This window comes from Variovorax guangxiensis (assembly GCF_003952165.1).
GTDB lineage: Bacteria > Pseudomonadota > Gammaproteobacteria > Burkholderiales > Burkholderiaceae_C > Variovorax > Variovorax guangxiensis.
Window position 1 is genome coordinate 249,748 of sequence record NZ_RXFT01000005.1, and the last position, 21,679, is coordinate 271,426.

The 21,679-nt window shown below is 68.7% G+C and carries 22 protein-coding genes; 14 read left to right on the forward strand and 8 right to left on the reverse strand.

Going from position 1 to position 21,679, the window contains the following annotated elements; genetic code table 11:
• Positions 1-11 precede the first annotated feature (11 nt).
• The 5 genes from EJP67_RS14185 to EJP67_RS14205 all read left to right on the forward strand — a co-directional run bounded on the left by EJP67_RS14185 (position 12) and on the right by EJP67_RS14205 (position 3,492).
• Entirely contained in the window at positions 12-407 is a 396-nt protein-coding gene (locus EJP67_RS14185) for a translation initiation factor Sui1 (RefSeq protein ID WP_126022353.1), read from the forward strand.
• A gap of 7 nt (positions 408-414) precedes the next feature.
• Positions 415-651: a DUF3820 family protein gene (locus EJP67_RS14190; protein WP_126022354.1), complete on the forward strand. Its 237-nt coding sequence runs from the start codon at positions 415-417 to the stop codon at positions 649-651.
• 195 nt (positions 652-846) lie between these two features.
• On the forward strand, positions 847-1,287 hold the full coding sequence (locus EJP67_RS14195) for an RNA recognition motif domain-containing protein (RefSeq protein ID WP_126022355.1): 441 nt from the start codon (positions 847-849) through the stop codon (positions 1,285-1,287).
• Between the two features lie 191 nt (positions 1,288-1,478).
• The gene (locus EJP67_RS14200; protein ID WP_126022356.1) at positions 1,479-1,967 is read left to right on the forward strand and encodes a tripartite tricarboxylate transporter TctB family protein; all 489 of its coding nucleotides are present in this window, start codon (positions 1,479-1,481) and stop codon (positions 1,965-1,967) included.
• 13 nt (positions 1,968-1,980) lie between these two features.
• Positions 1,981-3,492: a tripartite tricarboxylate transporter permease gene (locus EJP67_RS14205; RefSeq protein ID WP_126022357.1), complete on the forward strand. Its 1,512-nt coding sequence runs from the start codon at positions 1,981-1,983 to the stop codon at positions 3,490-3,492.
• Positions 3,493-3,495: 3 nt separating this feature from the next.
• Here the strand turns inward: EJP67_RS14205 and chrA are convergent, their stop codons facing one another.
• Complete coding sequence (chrA, locus tag EJP67_RS14210; RefSeq protein WP_126022358.1) at positions 3,496-4,860, reverse strand: chromate efflux transporter; 1,365 nt, start codon at positions 4,858-4,860, stop codon at positions 3,496-3,498.
• A 20-nt stretch (positions 4,861-4,880) separates the two neighbouring features.
• Positions 4,881-5,639: a sulfite exporter TauE/SafE family protein gene (locus EJP67_RS14215; RefSeq protein ID WP_126022359.1), complete on the reverse strand. Its 759-nt coding sequence runs from the start codon at positions 5,637-5,639 to the stop codon at positions 4,881-4,883.
• A gap of 356 nt (positions 5,640-5,995) precedes the next feature.
• Between EJP67_RS14215 and EJP67_RS14220 the strand changes: the two genes are divergently transcribed.
• Positions 5,996-7,252, forward strand: coding sequence for an ammonium transporter (locus EJP67_RS14220; RefSeq protein WP_126022360.1), 1,257 nt, complete (start codon positions 5,996-5,998; stop codon positions 7,250-7,252).
• Between the two features lie 23 nt (positions 7,253-7,275).
• Positions 7,276-7,581, forward strand: coding sequence for a hypothetical protein (locus tag EJP67_RS14225; protein WP_019655447.1), 306 nt, complete (start codon positions 7,276-7,278; stop codon positions 7,579-7,581).
• Positions 7,582-7,588: 7 nt separating this feature from the next.
• Here the strand turns inward: EJP67_RS14225 and EJP67_RS14230 are convergent, their stop codons facing one another.
• The 6 genes from EJP67_RS14230 to EJP67_RS14255 all read right to left on the reverse strand — a co-directional run bounded on the left by EJP67_RS14230 (position 7,589) and on the right by EJP67_RS14255 (position 14,727).
• Positions 7,589-9,262: a thiamine pyrophosphate-binding protein gene (locus EJP67_RS14230; RefSeq protein WP_126022361.1), complete on the reverse strand. Its 1,674-nt coding sequence runs from the start codon at positions 9,260-9,262 to the stop codon at positions 7,589-7,591.
• A gap of 157 nt (positions 9,263-9,419) precedes the next feature.
• The gene (locus EJP67_RS14235; protein ID WP_126022362.1) at positions 9,420-10,649 is read right to left on the reverse strand and encodes a pyridoxal phosphate-dependent aminotransferase; all 1,230 of its coding nucleotides are present in this window, start codon (positions 10,647-10,649) and stop codon (positions 9,420-9,422) included.
• Positions 10,646-11,545 (reverse strand): amino acid ABC transporter substrate-binding protein, encoded by a 900-nt coding sequence (locus tag EJP67_RS14240; protein WP_126022363.1) that lies wholly within the window; start codon positions 11,543-11,545, stop codon positions 10,646-10,648. The genes EJP67_RS14235 and EJP67_RS14240 overlap by 4 nt, the downstream gene beginning before the upstream one ends.
• A gap of 169 nt (positions 11,546-11,714) precedes the next feature.
• Complete coding sequence (gene amaB, locus EJP67_RS14245) at positions 11,715-13,253, reverse strand: L-piperidine-6-carboxylate dehydrogenase (protein ID WP_126022364.1); 1,539 nt, start codon at positions 13,251-13,253, stop codon at positions 11,715-11,717.
• A 149-nt stretch (positions 13,254-13,402) separates the two neighbouring features.
• Positions 13,403-13,822 carry an MAPEG family protein gene (locus EJP67_RS14250; protein ID WP_126022365.1) on the reverse strand — a complete coding sequence of 140 codons (420 nt, stop codon included), beginning with the start codon at positions 13,820-13,822 and terminating at the stop codon, positions 13,403-13,405.
• 14 nt (positions 13,823-13,836) lie between these two features.
• A complete protein-coding gene (locus tag EJP67_RS14255) occupies positions 13,837-14,727 on the reverse strand; it encodes an IclR family transcriptional regulator (protein WP_126022366.1) in 891 nt (296 codons plus the stop codon).
• A gap of 217 nt (positions 14,728-14,944) precedes the next feature.
• On the opposite strand from EJP67_RS14255, the gene EJP67_RS14260 reads away from it, so the two are divergent.
• From EJP67_RS14260 to EJP67_RS14290, 7 genes are read left to right on the forward strand one after another with little or no spacing between them, the layout of a single operon-like run.
• Positions 14,945-16,018, forward strand: a complete 1,074-nt coding sequence (locus EJP67_RS14260) for an ABC transporter ATP-binding protein (protein ID WP_126022367.1) — start codon at positions 14,945-14,947, stop codon at positions 16,016-16,018.
• A complete protein-coding gene (locus EJP67_RS14265; protein ID WP_126022368.1) occupies positions 16,015-16,878 on the forward strand; it encodes an ABC transporter permease in 864 nt (287 codons plus the stop codon). The genes EJP67_RS14260 and EJP67_RS14265 overlap by 4 nt, the downstream gene beginning before the upstream one ends.
• Before the next feature lie 4 nt (positions 16,879-16,882).
• Positions 16,883-17,677: an ABC transporter permease gene (locus tag EJP67_RS14270; RefSeq protein WP_126022369.1), complete on the forward strand. Its 795-nt coding sequence runs from the start codon at positions 16,883-16,885 to the stop codon at positions 17,675-17,677.
• A 6-nt stretch (positions 17,678-17,683) separates the two neighbouring features.
• Entirely contained in the window at positions 17,684-17,983 is a 300-nt protein-coding gene (locus tag EJP67_RS14275; RefSeq protein ID WP_420824268.1) for a (2Fe-2S)-binding protein, read from the forward strand.
• Complete coding sequence (locus EJP67_RS14280) at positions 17,980-19,401, forward strand: FAD/NAD(P)-dependent oxidoreductase (protein ID WP_126022371.1); 1,422 nt, start codon at positions 17,980-17,982, stop codon at positions 19,399-19,401. Before EJP67_RS14275 ends, EJP67_RS14280 begins: the two co-directional genes overlap by 4 nt.
• Positions 19,398-20,552: an NAD(P)/FAD-dependent oxidoreductase gene (locus tag EJP67_RS14285; protein WP_126022372.1), complete on the forward strand. Its 1,155-nt coding sequence runs from the start codon at positions 19,398-19,400 to the stop codon at positions 20,550-20,552. The genes EJP67_RS14280 and EJP67_RS14285 overlap by 4 nt, the downstream gene beginning before the upstream one ends.
• A gap of 21 nt (positions 20,553-20,573) precedes the next feature.
• The gene (locus EJP67_RS14290) at positions 20,574-21,623 is read left to right on the forward strand and encodes an ABC transporter substrate-binding protein (protein ID WP_240650655.1); all 1,050 of its coding nucleotides are present in this window, start codon (positions 20,574-20,576) and stop codon (positions 21,621-21,623) included.
• Positions 21,624-21,679 lie beyond the last annotated feature (56 nt).

A 21,679-nucleotide genomic window follows, 5' to 3' on the forward strand; every position in this document is an offset into this window, starting at 1 on the left:
AGGCGTATCGGATGTCGACGATGAAACAGCAGCGCACCGGCCAGTCCGGCGGCAGCACCCTGGTGTATTCCACCGACGGGGGCGGACGCATGTGTCCCGGCTGCGGCGAGCCCGTGGCCCGTTGCCGCTGCAAGGAGCTCGAAAAGGCGCGCGGCACGCCGGCCACCGACGGCATTGTGCGCGTGTCGCACGAGACAAAGGGCCGCAAAGGCAAGGGCGTGACGGTAGTGAAGGGCATGGCGCTCGACGCGGCGGCCCTGCTGGCGCTGGGCAAGCAGCTCAAGACGGCCTGCGGCACGGGCGGCACGGTGAAGGACGGCACCATCGAGATCCAGGGCGACCACCGCGAAACGGTGATCGCAGCGCTGGTGAAGCTGGGCCATACGGTCAAGCGCGCGGGAGGCTGAGCGCTCCATGAACCCCGAAGACCTGCAACGGCTGGTAACGCTCGAAATGCCCTTCGGCAAGCACAAGGGCACGCTGATTGCCGACCTGCCCGGCAACTACCTGAGCTGGTTCGCACGCGAGGGTTTTCCCTCGGGAGAAATCGGCCGGCTGCTCGCCCTGATGCATGAAATAGACCACAACGGGCTTTCCGGGCTGCTGAAACCGTTGCGAAACCGCCCTCCGGAACGGGGAGTTTCCCGATAAGGCGCGATTTCGCCACATCTTTTTCGAAATCGGGCTGGATAATGCCCGCTACGTGTCAGTGAGTCGCATTGCGGCTCCCGTGCACGTAATTTGGTGATCGGTCAGTTTCGCGCCACAGCGCAGTTCTTGTTTGTTGTGATTCTGGGACTCCATCGCTTTTTTGTTTTTTTGTTGGTTTGAATCAGGAGTCCCTCAATGGGCAAGAAACTTTACGTGGGCAACCTCGCCTACTCGATCCGCGACAACGATCTCGAACAAGCCTTCGGCGAATTCGGCTCGATCGTCAGTGCCAAGGTCATGATGGAACGTGACACCGGCCGTTCGAAGGGCTTCGGCTTCGTCGAAATGGGCACGGATGCCGAAGCGCTCGCAGCCATCGAAGCCATGAACGGCCAGCCCCTGCAGGGCCGCGCCCTGACGGTGAACGAAGCCCGTCCGATGGAAGCCCGTCCCCCCCGCAGCGGTGGCGGCGGCTACGGCGGTGGTGGTGGTGGTGGCGGCTACGGTGGCGGCGGCCGCAGCGGTGGCGGTGGTTACGGCGGCGACCGCGGTGGCTACGGTGGCGACCGCAGCGGTGGCGGCGGCTACGGTGGCGGCGGTGGTGGCTACGGCGGCGGCGGCCGCGGCGGCTACTGAGTCGAACCCCCTCCAGGGCCCTCGGGCCTCTGAATGAAAAAGCTCCTTCGGGAGCTTTTTTCGTTTCCGGGACACACCGGCCCCGGGGAGAACCCTTGCCCTGCGGTACGCATTTGTTCGTACCGCACCGGTCAGCCAACGGTCAGGCGCGCAGATCGACCCTCGTTTCCCCAATACAAGAGGAGCGAGACATGCGGATAAAGAGCCAGGCGGACTTCTTTTCGGGAGTCATGTTCACCACCGTGGGAGGCGCCTTCGCCATCGGCGCGACCACCTACACCATCGGCGACGGCGCGCGCATGGGGCCGGGCTACTTCCCGCTCATGCTGGGGATCCTGCTGGCGGTGCTGGGCGCGATCATCATGTTCCAGGCGATGGTGGTCGAGACCACCGACGGCGACCCGATCGGCAAGTGGGCCTGGAAGCCTCTGGCCTTCGTGCTCGGCGCCAACCTCGCCTTCGGCGTGCTGCTGGGCGGGCTGCCCAGCATCGGGCTGCCGGCCATGGGCATGATCATCGCGATCTACGCGCTCACCATCATCTCCAGCATGGCGGGCGAGCACTTCAGGCTGCGCGACGTGCTGATCCTCGCGACCATCCTGGCGGCCGGCAGCTACGTGGCGTTCATCTGGGCGCTGAAGCTGCAGATCCAGGTCTGGCCCACCTTCATCGCAGGTTGAGGAGCACACCGCCATGGAACTCTTCAACAACCTCGCGACCGGCTTCGGCGTCGCGTTCACTTTCACCAACCTGCTGTACTGCCTGATCGGCTGCATCCTGGGCACGCTGATCGGCGTGCTCCCGGGCATCGGCCCCGTCGCGACCATCGCGATGCTGCTGCCGGCCACCTATGCGCTGCCGCCCGTGTCGGCGCTGATCATGCTGGCCGGCATCTACTACGGCGCCCAGTACGGGGGCTCCACCACGGCCATCCTGGTGAACCTGCCGGGCGAGTCCTCGTCGGTGGTCACCTGCATCGACGGCTACCAGATGGCCAGGCAGGGCCGCGCGGGCCCGGCACTCGCCGCCGCCGGCCTGGGCTCGTTCTTCGCGGGCTGCGTGGGCACGCTGATCCTGGCCGCCTTCGCGCCGCCTCTGACCGAACTGGCCTTCAAGTTCGGTCCGGCCGAGTACTTCTCGCTGATGGTGCTGGGCCTGATCGGCGCGGTGGTGCTGGCTTCGGGCTCGCTGCTGAAGGCGGTGGCGATGATCGTGCTGGGCCTGCTGCTGGGCATCGTGGGCACCGACGTCAACTCGGGCGTGGCGCGCTACAGCTTCGACATTCCGGAGCTCACCGACGGCATCGGCTTCGTGGTCATCGCCATGGGCGTGTTCGGCTACGGCGAGATCATCGGCAACCTCTCGCAGCCCGACGACGAGCGCGAGGTGTTCACGCACAAGGTCAAGGGCCTGTGGCCCACCAAGGACGACTTCAAGCGCATGCTGCCCGCGGTGCTGCGCGGCACGGCCCTCGGCTCGGCCCTGGGCATCCTGCCGGGCGGCGGCGCGCTGCTGGCCTCCTTCGCCTCCTACGCGCTGGAGAAGAAGATCCGCATGCGCCCCGGCGAAGTGGCCTTCGGCAAGGGCAACATCCGCGGCGTCGCATCGCCGGAGTCGGCCAATAACGCCGGCGCGCAGACCTCCTTCATCCCGCTGCTGACGCTTGGCATTCCGCCCAACGCGGTGATGGCGCTGATGGTGGGCGCGATGACCATCCACAACATCCAGCCCGGTCCGCAGGTGATGACCAGCAACCCGGAGCTCTTCTGGGGCCTGATCGCCTCCATGTGGATCGGCAACGCGATGCTGATCATCCTGAACCTGCCGCTGATCGGCATGTGGATCAAGCTGCTGACGGTGCCCTACAAGTTCCTGTTCCCGGCCATCGTGCTGTTCTGCGCGATCGGGGTGTACTCGACCAACAACAACACCTTCGACGTGTGGATGGTGGCGGCCTTCGGCTTCATCGGCTACCTCTTCATCAAGCTGCGCACCGAGCCCGCGCCGCTGCTGCTGGGCTTCATCCTCGGGCCGATGATGGAAGAGAACCTGCGCCGGGCGCTGCTGCTGTCGCGCGGGGCGTGGAGCGTGTTCGTCACGCGGCCGCTGTCGGCGGGGCTCCTGATCGCTGCTGTCCTGCTGCTGGGCATCGTGCTTCTCCCGGCCATCAAGGCCAAGCGCGAAGAGGCGTTTGTAGAGGATTGAGCCTCAGCGCACGAGCAAAGGCAGCAGCAACAGCTGCCACGCGAGCCCCAGCAGGGCCGAGGCGAGCACCACCGGGATCACACCGGCCTTGAAGCGGAACAGCGCCACGGCGGCGACCAGCCCGATCGCCGCCGATGCCGCGTCGAATCCACCGCTGGCGCCCTTGGGCCACAGCACGTGCCAGGCGAAGAACACCGCCAGGTTGACGATCACGCCCACCACCGCCGCCGTGATGGCCGTGAGCGGCGCGGTGAGCTTCAGGTTGCCGTGCGTCGACTCGATGAAGGGACCGCCCAGCAGGATGAAGAGGAACGACGGCAGGAAGGTGAAGAAGCACACCACCGTCGCCGCCACCGCGCCCGCCGCGAAGAGCGAGTGGGCGCCGAACAACGCCTGGTTCCAGCCGCCGACGAAGCCCACGAAGGACACCACCATGATCAGCGGCCCCGGCGTGGTCTCGCCCAGCGCGAGGCCGTCGATCATCTGCGTGGCGCCCAGCCAGCCGTAGTGGTCGACCGCGCCCTGAAACACGTAGGGCAGCACCGCGTAGGCACCGCCGAAAGTCAGCAGCGCGGCCTTGGTGAAGAACCATCCCATCTGCGTGAGCGTGCCGTGCCAGCCGTAGAGCGCAGTGAGCGCGCCGATGGCGCCCAGCCACAGCGCGAGGAACACGCCCAGCACGCGCCAGAAGCGGCCCCAGCCGAAGCGCGCGTGAGCGGGTGTCGGCGTGTCGTCGTCGATCAGCGCCGGGCCGGCGGAAGCCGCTGCCGCGCCATGCCCGCCGCCGGGCGCGAAGCGCTCCGGCGCCACCCGGCTGCCGAAATAGCCGATGGCTGCGGCCGCCAGCACGATCAGCGGAAAGGGCACGCTCAGCGCGAAGATCGCCGCGAAGGCCGCCGCCGCGATCGCCCAGAGCCATGCGTTCTTCAGCACCCGCGAGCCGATGCGCCAGGCCGCGAACAGCACGATGGCCGTCACGGCAGGCTTCACGCCGTACAGCAGCCCCGCCACCGCCGGCACCTGCCCGTAGGTCATGTAGACCCACGACAGCGCGATCAGGATGAAGAGCGAGGGCAGCACGAACAGCGCCCCCGCCGCGATGCCGCCCCAGGTGCGGTGCATGAGCCAGCCGATGTAGGTGGCGAGTTGCTGGGCCTCGGGGCCGGGCAGCAGCATGCAGTAGTTGAGGGCGTGGAGGAATCGCTTCTCCGAGATCCAGCGCCTGCGCTCCACCAGCTCCTGGTGCATCAGCGCGATCTGCCCGGCCGGCCCGCCGAAGCTGATGAAGCCCAGCTTGAGCCAGTAGCCGAAGGCCTGCCAGAAGCTGACGGGAACGGGCCGCTCGACGGGATCTTGGGGAGAGGACATCGGGCGACTTTCGTGTTGCGCTATTTCAGGAATGCGTCGTAGGCGGTCTTCAGTATCAGCGCGCTCACCACCACGATGAACACCACCCGCACGAAGCCCGCGCCGTGCTTCAGTGCAACCCGCGTGCCCAGCACGCTGCCGGCCACGTTGGCCACAGCCATCACCAGCCCGTAGTGCCACCAGACGTGGCCCTTGGCCGCCAGCAGGATCAGCGCGGCGGCGTTGGTCAGCGTGTTGATGATCTTGGCCGAAGCCGAGGCGTTGAGGAAGTCGTAGCCCATCCAGCGCACGAAGAGAAACACCAGGAAGCTGCCCGCACCCGGCCCGAAGAAGCCGTCGTACAGCCCGATCGACAGGCCGATGGTGGAGGCCGCCAGCGTCTCCGCCCTGCCCGAGAAGCGCGGCGCGTGCATGCGGCCCATGTCCTTGCGCGCCAGCGTGTACAGCAGCACGCCCAGCAGGATGAGCGGCAGCGCCTTGCGCAGGAAGTCGCCCGGAAACATGGTGACGCCCCAGGCGCCCAGCATCGAGCCGGCAAAGCCGAGCAGCGCGGCCGGCCACAGCGCGCCCCAGCGCATCTGCACCCGCTGGCTGAACTGGGCCGCGGCGGCGGCCGTGCCCCAGATGGACGCGCTCTTGTTGGTGCCCAGCAGGGTCGCGGGCGGTGCGCCCGGAAAAACGGCGAACAGTGCGGGCACCAGGATCAGCCCGCCTCCGCCAACGATCGAATCGACAAAACCCGCGAGCGCAGAGGCGCCTGTCACCACCAGCATTTCCATAGGGGCTGGATTGTCTCACCCAGGCGCTATCGAAAAAGTAGCTGAAAAGGCCCGAGCCTCAAGCCTTCGCGGAAATAAAAAAGGCGCCGACCAGCGGCGCCTTCCAAAGTCGAACAGGCATCTCGTACGGAGCCTTTGAAGAATTTTTATTGTTGCTAGGGGGGATTGTCTCCTCGGACCCTCGGCACACGAGCAGGGCCCGTTCGCGAGTGCGCAGACTTTAGGGGCACGCACCGCCTCAGTGCATAGGGAATTACCCGCTTTGCCTTACGCGGGAAGCCCGATTTGCAAACCAAAGTGTTTCTGATAGTTAACGACGTGGCACGACTTGTGCACTGGGCGCCTGAGTCCACCACATGAAGAAGAAAGCGACCATGGCCCTGGCACCGCAAGCCTCCATCAACGCGGCAGACACCGCATGGATGATGACCTCGACCGCGCTGGTGCTGCTGATGACGCTGCCCGGCATCGCTCTCTTCTACGCGGGCATGGTGCGCCGCAAGAACGTGCTGGCCACCATGGCCGCGGTGGTGGCGATCGCCTCGACGGTCTCGCTGACCTGGTTCGCGGTGGGCTACTCGCTGGCCTTCACCGAGGGCTGGCCCTGGCTCGGTGGCACCGGCCGCCTCTGGTTCTCGGGCTTCGACTATCTGAAGGAGGCCGGCCAGCTCGCCGTGAGCCACGTGGCACCCAACGTGCCCGAGACGGTCTACGCGATGTTCCAGCTCACCTTCGCGATCATCACCACCGCGCTGGTGCTCGGCGCCTTCGTCGAGCGCATGCGCTTCTCGGCGATCCTTTGGTTCGCGCTGCTGTGGAGCGTGCTGGTGTATGCGCCCATCGCGCACTGGGTTTGGGAGCCGGGCGGCTGGCTCGCGCAGATGGGCGCGCTCGACTTCGCGGGCGGCTCGGTGGTGCACGTCAACGCCGGCATCGCGGGGCTCGTGTGCGCCTACGCCCTCGGCTCGCGCAAGGGCTACGGCCGCGAGGCCTTCGAGCCCTACAACCTGGCTTTCACCATGACCGGCGCCGGCCTGCTGTGGGTGGGCTGGTTCGGCTTCAATGCCGGCTCGGCGGTGGCGGCCGACGGCCGCGCGGGGCTGGCGATGCTGGTCACGCACATCGCGGCGGCCGCCGGCGCCATGAGCTGGATGCTCGGCGAATGGATCGTGCGGCGCAGCCCCTCGCTGCTGGGCCTGTGCTCGGGCCTCGTGGCCGGGCTGGTGGCCATCACGCCGGCGGCCGGCTTCGTCACGCCGCCGGCCGCGCTGGCCATCGGCGCCATCGCGGGGCTGGCCTGCTATTGGGGCGCCACCGGCCTGAAGCACCTGCTGGGGGCGGACGACTCGCTCGACGTGTTCGGCGTGCACGGGATCGGCGGCATCGTGGGTGCGCTGCTGACGGGCGTGTTCGCCGACGCACGCATCTCGGGCGCCACCGGCGACGTGCTGACGCAGGCGATCGCGGTCGGCAGCGTGGCCATCTTCAGTGCGGCGGGCACGGCGGTGGTGCTGTTCCTGGTGCACGTCATCGTCGGCCTGCGCGTCGATGCCGACAGCGAGCAGCTGGGCCTCGATCTTGCACAGCACAGGGAACATCTCGGGAGCAGTTGACCCACCGCCGGAGGAAACAAGCCATGTCCCCATCCATGTCCGAAAGCGAACGCATCGCCCTCGCCGCCCGCCTCCACGTGGCGCTGCGGCGAAAGCACGGCCGCGTGACCGACACCGAATGGATGGCGACCAATGCCGAGTACGCCGCCGAGATCGTGCGCATGACGCGCGCGCACGCCGCCGACACCAAGGACGAGGAGCTCTACCTGCTCGCCACCCGCCTGGAGCAGGCGATGGAGCCGCTGGCACGCGCCGCGCGCCTGGCGGCGCGCCAGCCCGACGGCCAGCCGCCCACGCCCCCACCCCGGTACGTAGGCGGCCTGCGCTGAGGCTTGCTCAGCCCTCCAGCGCAGCCCTGCGAATCGACTGCAGCGTGCTGCCCGGCGTGATGGCCTCCGGGTCCAGCAGGCAGTGCAGGATCGCCGGCTTGCCGCTGGCGCGCGCACGGGCCAGCGCGGGGCCGAACTCTTCGGTGCTCTCGACGCGCTCGCCGTGCCCGCCGAACACCTCCGCGTAACCACGGAAGTCCGGGTTCTTCAGCTGCGTGGCGCTGATGCGGCCGGGGTAGTGCTTTTCCTGGTGCATGCGGATGGTGCCGTACATGGCGTTGTCCAGCAGCACCACGATGATCGGCAGCCCGTACTGCACGGCGGTGGCGAATTCCTGGCCGTGCATCATGAAGTCGCCGTCGCCCGCGAACACCACCACCTCGCGCTGCGGCCACAGGCGCTTGGCGCCGACGCCGGCCGGCAGGCCGTAGCCCATCGACCCGCTGGTGGGCGCGAGCTGGCTCGCGTACGCGCGGAACGGCCAGAAGCGGTGCACCCAGGTGGCGAAGTTGCCCGCGCCGTTGCAGAAGATGGTGTCGGCCGGCAGCACCTCGCGCAGGTGCTGCATGACCTCGCCCATCTGCAGCGCGCCCGGAATGCGGATCGGCGACGGGTCGCTCCAGCGCAGGAAGTCTTCGCGCGCGGTCTTCGTTTCCGCCACCCAGGCCGGAACCTGCGCGGGGCGCAGCGTGGAAACGGCTTCGGCGAATGCCTGCGGCGTGGCATGGATGCCCAGCGCCGGGCGATACAGCTTGCCCAGCTCGTCGGCGTCGGCATGCACGTGCACCAGCGCCTGCTTCGGCTGCGGGATGGACAACAGCTCGTAGCCCTGCGACGGCACCTCCGACAGGCGCCCGCCGGCCAGCAGGATCAGGTCGGCATTGCGGATGCGCTCCAGCATCTTCGGATTGACGCCCAGCCCGAGGTCGCCCGCGTAGCAGGGATGCTCGGCCGACATCAGCATCTGGCGGCGGAACGAGCAGTACACGGGCAGCGAGAACGCAGCCGCGAAGTCCGCGAACTGGCCCGCTGCCTTCTCCGACCAGCGGCTGCCGCCCACGATGGCCACCGGCCGCTGCGCCTGCAACAGGCGCTGCTGCAGTTCGGCGAGCTGCGCGGCGCCTGGATGGGTTTCGGTGACGGCATAAGGCTGTGCGTCGGCCACCGTCGCGGCCTCGGTCAGCATGTCTTCCGGCAGCGCGATCACCACCGGGCCGGGCCGGCCCGAAGTCGCGACATGAAAGGCGCGCGACACCAGCTCGGGCACGCGCGCCGGGTCGTCGATCTGCACCACCCACTTGGCCATGGTGCCGAACACCGCGCCGTAGTCCAGCTCCTGGAAGGCCTCGCGGCCCATCGCGTCGCGCGCGACCTGGCCGACGAAGAGCAGCAGCGGCGTCGAGTCCTGGTGCGCGATGTGCACGCCCGCCGATGCATTGGTGGCGCCCGGCCCGCGCGTCACGAAGCACACGCCCGGCCTGCCGGTGAGCTTGCCCTGGGCCTCGGCCATCATCGTCGCGCCGCCTTCCTGCCGGCACACGGTCACTTCGATGGAGGCGTCGTGCAGCGCGTCGAGCACGGCGAGAAAGCTCTCGCCGGGCACGCAGAAGAGCTGCTCGACGCCGTGGGTGACGAGCTGGTCGACCAGGATCTGGCCGCCTGTGCGGGGTGTGGAAGTCATGCTGTATCCAAAGGGCTGAAGGTGTTCGGTATCGCTCCTTCCCCCTCTGGGGGAAGGTTGGGATGGGGGCAAGCGGCGATGGACGAGCCGACGGCAATGGATGCGCCGCCTGCCCCCACCCCAGCCCTCCCCCAGCGGGGGAGGGAGCAATGCGGGGTCATTCGAGCGCCTCGCACGCTGCCTGGATGCGCTTGCATGCCTCTTCCAGCTGCGCCATCGAGGTCGCGTACGAGATGCGGAAATACGGCGCCAGCCCGAACACGCTGCCCGGCACCACCGCCACCTCGAAGTCCTGCAGCAGGTAGCGGCAGAAGTCGCTGTCGCTGTGCAGCAGAGTGCCGCCGCGCGTGCGCCTGCCGAGCACGCCGGCGCAGCTCGCGAATGTGTAGAACGCGCCTTCGGGCACGCGGCAGTGCAGGCCTGGCGCGCGGTTCAGCGCGGCGACCACGAAGTCGCGCCGCGCCTGGAAGTCGGCGCAGCGCTCGGCCACGATGTCCTGCGGCCCGGTCAGCGCCTCGATGGCGGCCGCCTGGCTGATGGACGAGGGGCAGGAGGTGGTCTGGCTCTGCACCACCGCCATCGCTGCAATCAGCGCGCGCGGCCCCGCGCCGTAGCCCACGCGCCAGCCGGTCATCGCATAGGCCTTGGACACGCCGTTCACCGTCAGCGTGCGCTCGCGCAGGCGCGGCTCCACCGCCACCGGCGTGGCGAAGGCCAGACCGTCGTAGAGGATGTGCTCGTAGATGTCGTCCGCCAGCACCCAGACCTGCGGATGGCGCAGCAGCACCTCGCACAGCGGCCTGAGCTGCGCAGCGCTGTAGGCCGCGCCGCTCGGGTTCGAGGGCGAGTTCAGGAAGAGCCAGCGCGTGCGCGGCGTGATGGCCGCCTCCAGCTGCGCCGCGTCGAGCCTGAAGCCGTTCGCTTCGGTACAGGCCACCGGCACGGGCACGCCGCCGCAGATCTGCACGATGTCGGCGTACGAGGTCCAGTACGGCGCGGGCAGGATCACCTCGTCGCCCGGGTCCAGGCTGGCCATCAGCGCGTTGAAGATCACCTGCTTGGCGCCCGCGCTCACGCTGATCTCGTCGAGCGCGAAGTCGAGCGCGTTGTCGCGCCTGAATTTCAGCTGCACCGCCGCCTTCATCGCCGGGCTGCCGTCGAGCACCGTGTAGCGCGTGTCGCCCCGGCCGATGGCGCGCACGGCAGCGTCGCGCACGTTCTGCGGCGTGTCGAAGTCGGGCTCGCCCGCGCCCAGCACGATCACCGGACGGCCCGCGCGCTTGAGCGCGTTGGCGTGGTCGGTGATGCGCAGGATCTCCGAGACGCCGATGGCGCGCACGCGCTGCGCAGGAGAAAAGACGACGGGGGCGACTGTGTCTGCGGTCACTTGGCGTAGGCCTCCAGCGGCTTGTCGTTGGGCTCGGCGATGAGCTGCTTCAGCGTCGCGCTCATCGGCAGGTTCAGGCTGGTGTTCTTCGGCGGGATGGCCGCGACGAACCACTTGCCGTAGATCTTCTCGAGCTCGCCGCTCTTCATCATGCGGCGCAGCGAGTCGTCCACCGCCGACTTGAAGGCCGGGTCGTCCTTGCGGAACAGCAGCGCGATCGGCTCCGAGCCCAGCGGCTCGCCCACGATGCGGTAGGCCGAGGGGTTCTTCGAGTTCGCGATGATCCCGGCCAGCAGGTTGTCGTCGAGCACGAAGGCATCGGCGCGGCCCGCCTCCATCAGCAGGAAGCTCTCCAGGTGGTCCTTGCCGAGCAAGGTGTTGTAAGAGACGTTCTGCGCGCGCTCGCGCTTGCGAAGAAGCTGCACCGCGGTGGTGCCGGAGGAGGCCGACACGTTGCGGCCCGCGAGCTGGTCGAGGCTGGTGATGCCCGAGTCGACCCGGGTGGCCATGCGCACCTCGCTCACGTAGGTGGTGAGCGCGAAAGCCACCAGCTGCTGGCGCGCCATGTTGTTGGTGGTGGGGCCGCAGCCGATGTCCAGCGTGCCGTTCTGCACCAGCGGGATGGTGTTCTGCGCGGTCACGGCCATGTATTCGAGCCTGGCCTGCGGCGCGATGTCCTTCAGCACGCGCTCGCACAGCTCGACGTGATAGCCCACGTACTTCTCGCCCGCGCCCAGCATGTAGGCCATGGGCGGCGAAGCCTCGCGCACGCCGAGCACCACCTTGCCGCTGGACTTGATCTTGTCGAGCGTGCCGCCGGCGGCGGTCTGGGCGGCGGCGCCGAACGAAAGCGCCAGCAGCGCGGCCGCGGCAATGGTCTTGAAGGCGATGTTCATGTGTTCTGTCTCCTGATGGTTGTTTTTGACGGGGAGGCGAAGGCCGTCCCGACCTCGCACGGCCCTTTCGCGGGACATCGCGGAACCGGCTTTGCCGGGCCGCCGATGTCGCCCCCGGTGAGGGGGTTGGCGTAGCGACACGAAGTGCGCGAAGCCTGGGGGAAGGGACTCAGTCCCCGATGTCGAAGGTCACGCCCTGAGCGAGGGGCAGTGCCGTGGAGTAGTTGATGGTGTTGGTGGCGCGGCGCATGTACGCCTTCCAGCTGTCGGAGCCGGCTTCGCGTCCGCCGCCGGTTTCCTTCTCGCCGCCGAAGGCACCGCCGATCTCGGCGCCGCTCGGGCCGATGTTGACGTTGGCGATGCCGCAGTCCGAGCCGGAGCTCGACATGAAGCGCTCGGCCTCGCGCATGTTCAGCGTGAAGATCGACGACGACAGGCCCGCGCCCACCGCGTTGTGCTGCTCGATGGCCTCGTCGAGCGAGCTGTAGCGCACCACATAAAGGATGGGCGCGAAGGTCTCGCGCAGCACCGGGCCCTCGTGCGACTTCAACTCCACCAGCGCGGGGCGCACGTAGTAGGCGTCGCTCGTGCCGATGCCCTCCACGCGCTGGCCGCCGTGCACGGTGGCGCCGATCTCGCGGCTTTCGGAGAGCGCCTTCTGCATGCCGTCGAAGGCCGCGCGGTCGATCAGCGGGCCGACCAGCGTGCCGGCCTCGCGCGGATCGCCCACCTGCACGCTGCCGTAGACCTTGGCGAGCTTGGGCACCAGCTGTTCGTACACACTCTCGTGCACGAAGAGGCGCCGAAGCGTGGTGCAGCGCTGGCCGGCCGTGCCCATGGCGGCGAAAGCGATGCCGCGCAGCGCGAGGTCGAGGTCGGCCGAGGGCGTAACGATGGCGGCGTTGTTGCCGCCGAGTTCGAGAATGGCGCGGGCAAAGCGCGCGGCCAGCTTCGGCCCCACCTGCCGGCCCATGGCGGTCGAGCCGGTGGCCGAGAGAACGGGCACGCGGTGGTCGTCCACCAGCAGCTCGCCGATGTCGCGCTGGCCCAGCAGCAGGCCCAGCAGGCCTTCGGGCGCGTCGCCGAAGCGTGCGATGGCGCGCTGCGCGATGGCGTGCACGGCCAGCGCGGTCAGCGGCGTCTTCTCGGAAGGCTTCCACACCACCGGGTCGCCGCACACCAGCGCCAGCGCCGCGTTCCACGACCACACGGCCACCGGGAAGTTGAAGGCCGAGATCACGCCGCACACGCCCAGCGGATGCCAGGTTTCCATCATGCGGTGCTCGGCACGCTCGGTGGCCAGCGTGAGGCCGTAGATCTGGCGCGAGAGTCCGACCGCGAAGTCGCAGATGTCGATCATCTCCTGCACCTCGCCTGCGCCTTCGGACGGAATCTTGCCGGCCTCCAGCGTGACGAGGCGGCCCAGGTCGGCCTTGGCGGCGCGCAGTTCCTCGCCCAGCAGGCGCACCAGCTCGCCGCGGCGCGGCGCCGGCACGTTGCGCCAGGCCTTGAAGGCCTCGTGCGCGCGGCCGATGATTGCCGTGGCCTCGGCCGGCGAGGTCTGCGGCACCTGGGCCACCACCTCGCCGCTGACGGGCGAACGCACCGTCAGCTCGCCGCCGGTGTGGGCCGAGCGGGGCACGCCCAGGCGCTGCAGCAGCTGCGCGACTTCGGTGGCGACGAGAAGGGAGGTTTGGGCTTCGGACATGAGCGCTCCGGGGGACAGATGAAGGGAAAGACGGGAAGGCGGCGAGAGGCCTGATCCGCCCAATATCAGCGAATCGAACCCGATCGCCAAATGAAAATATCGAAGGATCTGGTGCGTTTCAGGAAGGATCTCAGCCTTTTTACGTGCGTCTAGCGCACCAACCTGGCTGCCGCCAGGACCCACAGCGCCACCAGCACCACATTGCTCGCCGCGAACACGCCCAGCCGGTGCAGCACGTGGTTGTAGGTCAGGTGCACCGCGCTGTGCAGCGCCCGCAGCCCCACGTAGGCCCAGGCCAGCCACACGGCCGCGGGCGTCGGCTGCGCCGCCACGTAGAAGACCAGGCACACCACGTAGAACAGCACCGGCAGCTCCAGCAGGTTCATGTAGTTGCGGTTGGGAATGCGCACCGCATCCGGCACCGCCGCCGACTCGCCCAGCCTGAAATCGGCCGCCCGGACTTCGCGGCGCAGAACGGCGCGCACGCGCGTGAAGGGAATGAGCAGCAGCACCATGCCGGTGAGGGCCGCGAGGGCGAAGACGGGGTAGAGGATCGAGGGGTTGTTCATGGTCGGCTCCCTGCTCAGCCCGCCCCCGAGGGCTCGGGCAACGGAATCTTCTGCCCCGCCGGCGAACTCGCCAGGCTCTGCGCCGGCCGCCTCAGCGTCGCGTCGAAGGGATTGATCCTCGGCCCGATCGCCGCCGCCTCGCGTTTCAGCAGCTCCACCACCGTCGGCATGCGGTCGGCGTTGAGCCGGTCGGCGATGGTGCCCACGCTCAGCGCGGCCACCGCGCGGCCTTCGCGGTCGAGGATGGGCACGGCCACGCCGGCCATGCCTTCGAGCAGGCCGGTGTTGCGCCCCGCGTAGCCCTGCTGCCGCACGCGCTCGATCTCGGTGCGCAGGTAGACCTCGTCGTACACGCCGTACTCGCGCACGCGAGAGAGATTGAAGCGGATGACTTCCTCGCGCTCGGCCTCGGGCAGGAAGGCGAGGATCGCGAGCGCGCCCTGTCCCACGCCCAGCGCGATGCGCCCGCCGATGTCGCCGGTGAAGGAGCGAATGGGAAAGGGCCCTTCGCTCCGGTCGAGGCACACGGCGTCGAAGCCGCTGCGCGCCAGCAGGAAGATGCTGTCGCCGAGGCTCGCGCACAGCCGCAGCAGCACGGGCCGGCAGATGGAGCGCAGGTCGCCGGGGTTGCCCGCGCTGGCGGCCAGCGCGAAGAAATCGATGCTCAGGCGGTAGAGCTTGCTGCGCTCGTCCTGCTCGACCATGCCTTCGGCGATGAGCGACTGCAGCAGCCGGTGCGTGGTGGCCTGGGTGAGGCCGACCGAGCGCGCGATCTGCGTCACGCGCCCGCCCTCGGCCTGCACCGCGCCGAGCGCGCGGATCACCGAAAAGACGCGCGGCACGCCGCCGCTGGCCGTCGCGTTCGCCCCTGCGCCGGCCGGGGGGTTCGCCGAAGAGCTATCCATACCTTCCTCCTGCGGAATTCGATTCATTGATCGAAGCCATGATATTCCATTGAATGGAATAAATTGAAGAAAGATTCTGATTAATGGAATACCCGAGGCGATGTGGCTCAATCGTTGCAATAGAGTGAATTAAGGGCAGCAAGCTGTCCATGGCCCGCACCAAGTCGAAGCAAGGTGCCTGAAGCCATCTTTTCGCCCCCGAAGAAAGGCCCGTTCCATGTCATTCCTGCGGCTCACCGACGTGACCAAGTTCTATGGCGCCACCCGTGCGGTGACGGACATGAATCTCTCGGTGGAAAAGGGCGAGTTCGTCTCGCTGCTCGGTCCTTCGGGCTGCGGCAAGACGACCACGCTCCAGATGATCGCGGGCTTCGAGGCGGTGAGCAGCGGCCGCATCGAGCTCGCGGGCAAGGACATCACGCACGCCAAGGCCAACACGCGCGGGCTGGGCATCGTGTTCCAGACCTACGCCCTCTTCCCGCACATGACGGTGGCCGACAACGTGAGCTTCGGCCTGGAGATGCGCAGGATGCCGAAGGCCGAGCGCACCGAGCGGGTGAAGCAGGCGCTGGCGCTGGTGCACCTCGAGCAGCACGCCGCGCGCTACCCGCGCGAGCTTTCGGGCGGCCAGCGGCAGCGGGTGGCGCTGGCGCGCGCGCTGGTGATCGAGCCGCCGGTGCTGCTTCTGGACGAGCCGCTGTCCAACCTCGACGCCAAGCTGCGCGAGGAGATGCAGTTCGAGCTGCGCCAGATCCAGCGCAAGGTCGGCACCACCACGGTGATGGTCACGCACGACCAGAGCGAGGCGATGTCGATCAGCGACCGCGTGGTGGTGATGGAGGGCGGGCGCGCCACGCAGATCGACCATCCGCAGCGCGTGTACGAGCATCCGGGCACGCGCTTCATCTCCACCTTCGTGGGCAAGGCCAACCTGCTGGACTGCCGCGTGTCGGGCAGCGGCCCCGGGCGCACCTGCGTGGAGGTGGGTGCGCTCTCGCTGGACGTGGACGACACCGGCTTCAGTGTCGACGCCGCCGCGCTGCTGAGCGTGCGGCCCGAGAAGCTGCAGCTGGTGCCGCCGGGCGGCGGCCGCATCGACGGCGAGGTGCTGGAGCGCTTCTTCCTCGGCAGCCAGTGGCTCTACCGCGTGGCGACTTCGGTGGGCGAACTCATGGTGCTGAGCCCCAACGACGGGCGCGAGGCCCTCGCCGAAGGCAGCCGTACAGGCATCGACTGGCCGGCGCACTGCATGCGGCTTCTGCCGGCCGATGAAAGGGCTGTCACGGCATGAGCAGCGCATCGAAAAGCAAGGCCACCGCATGGTGGCTCTCCGGCCCCGCGCTGCTGCTGTTCACGGTGCTGCTGGTGGTGCCGCTCGGGCTCACCGCAGTGCTGTCGTTCAACGTCTACGACCCGGCCACGGGGCCGAAGTCGGGCGAATTCACGCTCGCGCACTACGCGCTGGTGTTCTCCGACTCCTACTACCTCGGCATCTTCTGGCGCACCTTCTGGGTCTCGGCGCTGGTCACGCTGATCTGCGTGCTGATCGGCGCGCCCGAAGCCTATGTGCTCAGCCGCATGCGCAACCCGTGGCGCTCGGCGCTGCTGCTGGTGGTGCTCGCGCCGCTCTTGGTCTCGGTGGTGGTGCGGGCCTTCGGCTGGAGCATGCTGCTGGGCCCCGAGGGCGCGGTGAACGCACTGCTGCAGCTCGTGGGCATCGGGCCGGTGAAGATCCTCTACACCAGCGCGGCAGTGGTCATCGCGCTGGTGCACGTGATGCTGCCCTTCATGGTGATCCCGGTGTGGACCTCGCTGCAGAAGCTCGACCCCGGCGTGGAGAACGCGGCCCTGTCGCTCAACGCCACGCCCTTCACCACGCTGCGGCGCATCGTGCTGCCGCAGGTGATGCCGGGCATTCTCTCGGGCAGCCTGATCGTGTTCGGGCTGGCGGCGAGTTCCTTCGCCATCCCGGGGCTGCTGGGCGGACGCCGGCTGAAGATGGTCGCGACCATCGTCTACGACGAGTACCTGAGCGAACTCAACTGGCCGCTGGGCGCGGCGGTGGCGCTGGTGCTGCTCGTCGCCAATCTCGCGGTGATGCTCAGCTACAACCGGCTGGTCGAAGGCCGCTACAAGAAAGCGCTGGGGTGAACCGATGAGCAGAAACGGCCCCATCGCCCTCGCGTTCAACGCGCTGGTCATCGTCTTCATGCTGGCGCCGCTGGTGGTGGTGTGCATCGTGGCGTTCACGCCCGAGAACACGCTGACCATCCCCACCACGCATTTCTCGCTGCGCTGGTTCGAGGCGGTGTTCGCGCACCCCGACTTCATGCAGTCGTTCTGGAACAGCCTGTGGCTCGCGCTGAGCTCGGCCACCATCGCGACGCTGCTCGCGGTGCCGGCCGGCATGGCAATCACGCGCTACGAGTTTCCGGGGCGCGACTTCCTCAACGGCCTGTTCCTCTCGCCGCTGATCGTGCCGCACCTGGTGCTGGGCGTGGCGCTGCTGCGCCTGTTCTCGCTGGTGGGCGGCGCTGGCAGCTTCGGCTGGCTGGTTCTGGCGCATGCGCTCATCGTCACGCCCTACACGCTGCGGCTGGTGGTGGCGGCGCTGGTGGGCTTCGACCGCAGCGCCGAGCAGGCCGCGCTCTCGCTGGGTGCGAGCCAGGCCACCGTGTTCCGCCGCATCACGCTGCCGATGATCCTGCCGGGCGTGACCGGCGGCTGGATGCTGTCGTTCATCAACAGCTTCGACGAAGTGACGATGTCCATCTTCGTCACCTCGCCGAGCACGGTGACGCTGCCGGTGCGCATGTACATGTATGCGACAGAGTCCATCGACCCGCTGATGGCCGCCGTGTCGGCGCTGATGGTGGCGGTGACGGCCTTCGCGATGGTGCTGCTCGATCGCGTCTACGGGCTCGACCGCGTGCTGGTGGGGCGCAGATAGATGACCATGAAAACACACGCCCTGCTCCACCGCGTGGCCGAGAAAACCGGCCGCGCGACGGTGCCTTTCACGCTCGACGGCGAACCTGCGAGCGCCCTGGCCGGCGACACCGTGCTGACCGCCGTGCTCACGCAGTGCGGCCAACTGCGCCGCAACGAGTTCAGCGGCCTGCCGCGCGCGGGCTTCTGCATGATGGGCGCCTGCCAGGACTGCTGGATCTCCACCGGCGAAGGCGAGCGCGTTCGCGCCTGCTCGACATTCATCGCACCGGGCATGGCGCTGGTCACGGGAAAGGACGGCGCATGAGCGCGACAGCAACACCGGCAGCGACAGGCGAAGTCCGCCCGGTGATCGTCGGCGCAGGTCCGGCCGGCGTGCGCGCCGCGCAAACGCTCGTGGCGCACGGCCTGAAGCCGGTGGTGATCGACGAGGCCTCGCGCGCCGGCGGCCAGATCTACCGCCGCCCTCCTCCCACCCTGGCCGGCCGCGACAAGCAGACGCTCTACGGCTTCGAGTCGAAGCGCGCCGACGCGGTGCACAACGCCTTCGAGACGCTGCAGGGCCGCATCGAACACCATGCCGACAGCCTCGCGTGGAACGCGCAGGACCAGGTGCTCGACGTGATGCACAACCCCACGCGCAGCAACCGCCGCGTGCCCTACAGCCACCTGATCGTCGCGACCGGCGCCACCGACCGCGTGCTGCCGCTACCGGGCTGGACGCTGCCGGGCGTCTACACGCTGGGCGGCGCGCAGGTGGCGCTCAAGTTCCAGGGCTGCGCCATCGGGCGGCGCGTGGTGTTCATGGGCACCGGGCCGCTGCTCTACCTGGTGGCATATCAATATGCGAAGGCCGGCGTGGACGTGGCCGCGGTGCTCGACACGGCGCGCCTGGCCGACCAGATCGCCGCCGCGCCGGCGATGCTGGTGCAGCCGGCCGTGCTCGCGAAGGGCATGTACTACGTGGGCTGGCTGCGCGCGCACGGCGTTGCGCTGCATGGCGGCGTGCGTCCGCTGCGCGTGCTCGGCGACGAGGCGCAGGGCCGCGTCACCGGCGTGGCCTGGCTCGACGGCGGGAACGAGCGCACGATCGAATGCGATGCGATCGGCTTCGGCTACGCGCTGCGCTCGGAGACGCAACTCGCCGACCTGCTCGGCTGCCGCTTCGACTACGCGCCGCTGCACCGCGCGCACCTGCCGGTGCGCGACGCGGCTGGGCGCTCCAGCGTGCAGGGCGTGTACCTCGCGGGCGACGGCGCCGGCATCATGGGCGCGGATGCGGCCGAGTGGGCTGGCGAGCGCGCGGCGCTGGCGCTGCTGCAGGATGCCGGCATCGCCATCGACACCGCGCGTGCGTCGGAGCTCGAACGCAAGCTCGAAAAGCTCGCCGGCTTCCGCCAGGGCCTGGAGCGCGCCTTTCCCGTGCCGCAGGACTGGGCGGAGAACGCGGCCGACGACCTCGTCATCTGCCGCTGCGAGAACGTCACCGCCGGCACGTTGCGCCAGACCATCGCCAGCACCGGCGCCGACGAGATGAATCGCCTGAAGGCCCTGTCGCGCGTCGGCATGGGCCGCTGCCAGGGGCGCATGTGCGGCGCGGCCGCGGCCGAGATCCTCGCGCACGCGACGCGGCAGCCGCTGCAGCAGGTAGGCCGGCTGCGCGGGCAGGCGCCGATCAAGCCGATCCCGCTCCGGCTCGTGCCGGCCGAAGGGAGCGGCGCATGAGTTCGATCAGGAAGCTTCGCACCGACGTCGCCATCGTCGGCGGCGGCATCGTCGGCTCTTCCGCCGCGCTGGCCCTGCGCCGCATGGGCGTCGGCGTGGTTCTGCTGGAGCGCGACCTCTGCGGCTCACGTTCCAGCGGCGTGAACTACGGCGGCGTACGCCGCCAGGGCCGGCCGGTGAGCCAATTGCCGCTGGCGCAGCGCGCGCATCGCATCTGGGGCGGTCTTGCCGGGCTGCTGGGCACCGACGGCGAATACATCCGCTCGGGCCATTTCAAGATCGCGCGTAGCGAATCCGACATGGCCTCGCTGGAGCGCTACCGCGCGTTGAGCAGCGATTTCGACCTGGGCCTGGAGCTGATCTCCGGCGCGCGCCTGCGCGAGCAGTGCCCGTGGCTGGGTACGCGCGCGGTGGGTGGCTCGCTCTGCGCGGAAGACGGGCAGGCCAATCCGCGCCTGGTGTCGCCGGCCTTCGCGCTGGCGGCGCAGCGCGCGGGCGCGCAGGTCTTCGAGCGGCACAGGGTCGACGAGGTGGCGCACGACGGCGCCATGTTCATGGTGCGCAGCGGCAACGCGCTCGAAGTGCAGGCGCCGGTGCTGCTGAACTGCGCGGGCGCGTGGGCCGGCGCCATCGCCAGCCAGTTCGGCGAGACACCGCCGATGTACGCACGCAGCCCGCTGATGGCGGTGACCGAGCCGGTGCCGCATTTCATGAAATGGAGCCTGGGCGTGGAAGGCGGCGGCATCTACTGCCGGCAGGTGGAGCGCGGCAACGTGGTGCTGGGCGGCGGCTCCGGCATCACGCTCGACGCCGAACGCTCGCGCGCCGAGCGCGAAGGCATCGCCACGCTCGCGGTGCAGGCGATCGAACTGCTGCCGGTGCTGCGCCACGCGCACATCATCCGCACCTGGGGCGGCACCGAGGGCTACCTGCCCGACCGCGAACCGGTGCTGGGCCCAAGCCGCACCACGCCGGGCCTGTTCCACGGCTTCGGCTTCGCGGGCGCGGGCTTCCAGATCGGCCCGGCCGCCGGCGAGGTGCTGGCCGAGCTGGCGCGCGACGGCCGCACCGACACCCCCATCGACGCCTTCGCCATCGAGCGCTTCGACGGCGCCGACGAATCCCACACTGCATCCGCATCCCCCACCTGAACCTGAATGGAGAGCATCGCCATGTCCAAGAAGTCATCGATCAGAACCCTCCCGCTGCTGGCCGCGCTGCTCGCGGCCGCCGGCATCGCCGGCGCGCAGACCAAGACCCTCTACATCGGCATGAACGGCGGCACGATGGAGAAGGCGTACACGCAGTACGTCTTCCCGGCCTTCGAGAAGGCCTATGGCGCGAAGGTGGTGGTGGTGCCGGGCACCTCGTCCGACATCCTCGCCAAGGCACAGGCCAACAAGGACAAGCCGCAGATGCACGTGATGTTCCTCGACGACGGCGTGATGGTGCGCGCCATCGGCATGGGCCTGTGCCAGAAGCAGAAGCCCAGCCAGTCGCTCAGCGAGATCTACCCGGCCGCGCGCTTCAAGGACGACATGGCCAGCGGCGTGAGCCTGGGCATGACGGGCCTGGCCTACAACGCGAAGATGTTCAAGGAGAAGGGCTGGGCGCCGCCCACCTCCTGGATGGACCTGGCCGATGCGAAGTACAAGGGCAAGGTGGTGTTCCAGTCGGTGTCGTCGTCCTCCTTCGGGCTGCACGGCTTCCTGATGTTCAACCGCATCCAGGGCGGCAACGACAAGAACGTGGAGCCCGGCTTCAAGGCCTGGCCCACCACCATCGGGCCGAACGTGCTGGAGTACATCCCGAGCTCGGCCAAGCTCTCGGAGATGGTGCAGACCGGCGAGGCCGCGATCTTCCCGCTCACGCCCACGGCCGTGGCCGCGATGAAGAGCAAGGGCATTCCGGTGGAATACGCACCGCCCAAGGAAGGCGCGGTGGTGCTCATGGTCGGCCAGTGCGTGATCGCCAACAACACCGAGCCCGAGCTCTCGCAGAAGCTCGCCGAGTTCCTGCTGAGCCCGCTGGCGCAGGCCAACGTGCTGCAGTACGGCGCGCAGATTCCCACCAACCCGAAGGCGCCGGTGGTGGGCGACGGCGTGGCCCAGGTGGCGGACATCAACAAGTGGATGAAGACGGCAGTGACCATCGACTGGGAAAGCATCAACGCGAACCGCCCGGCGTGGAACGCGCGCTGGAACAAGACGATAGAAAAATAAAGCTCGCCCCCAGGCTGCGCGCACTTCGTGTCGCTTCGCCAACCCCCTACCGGGGG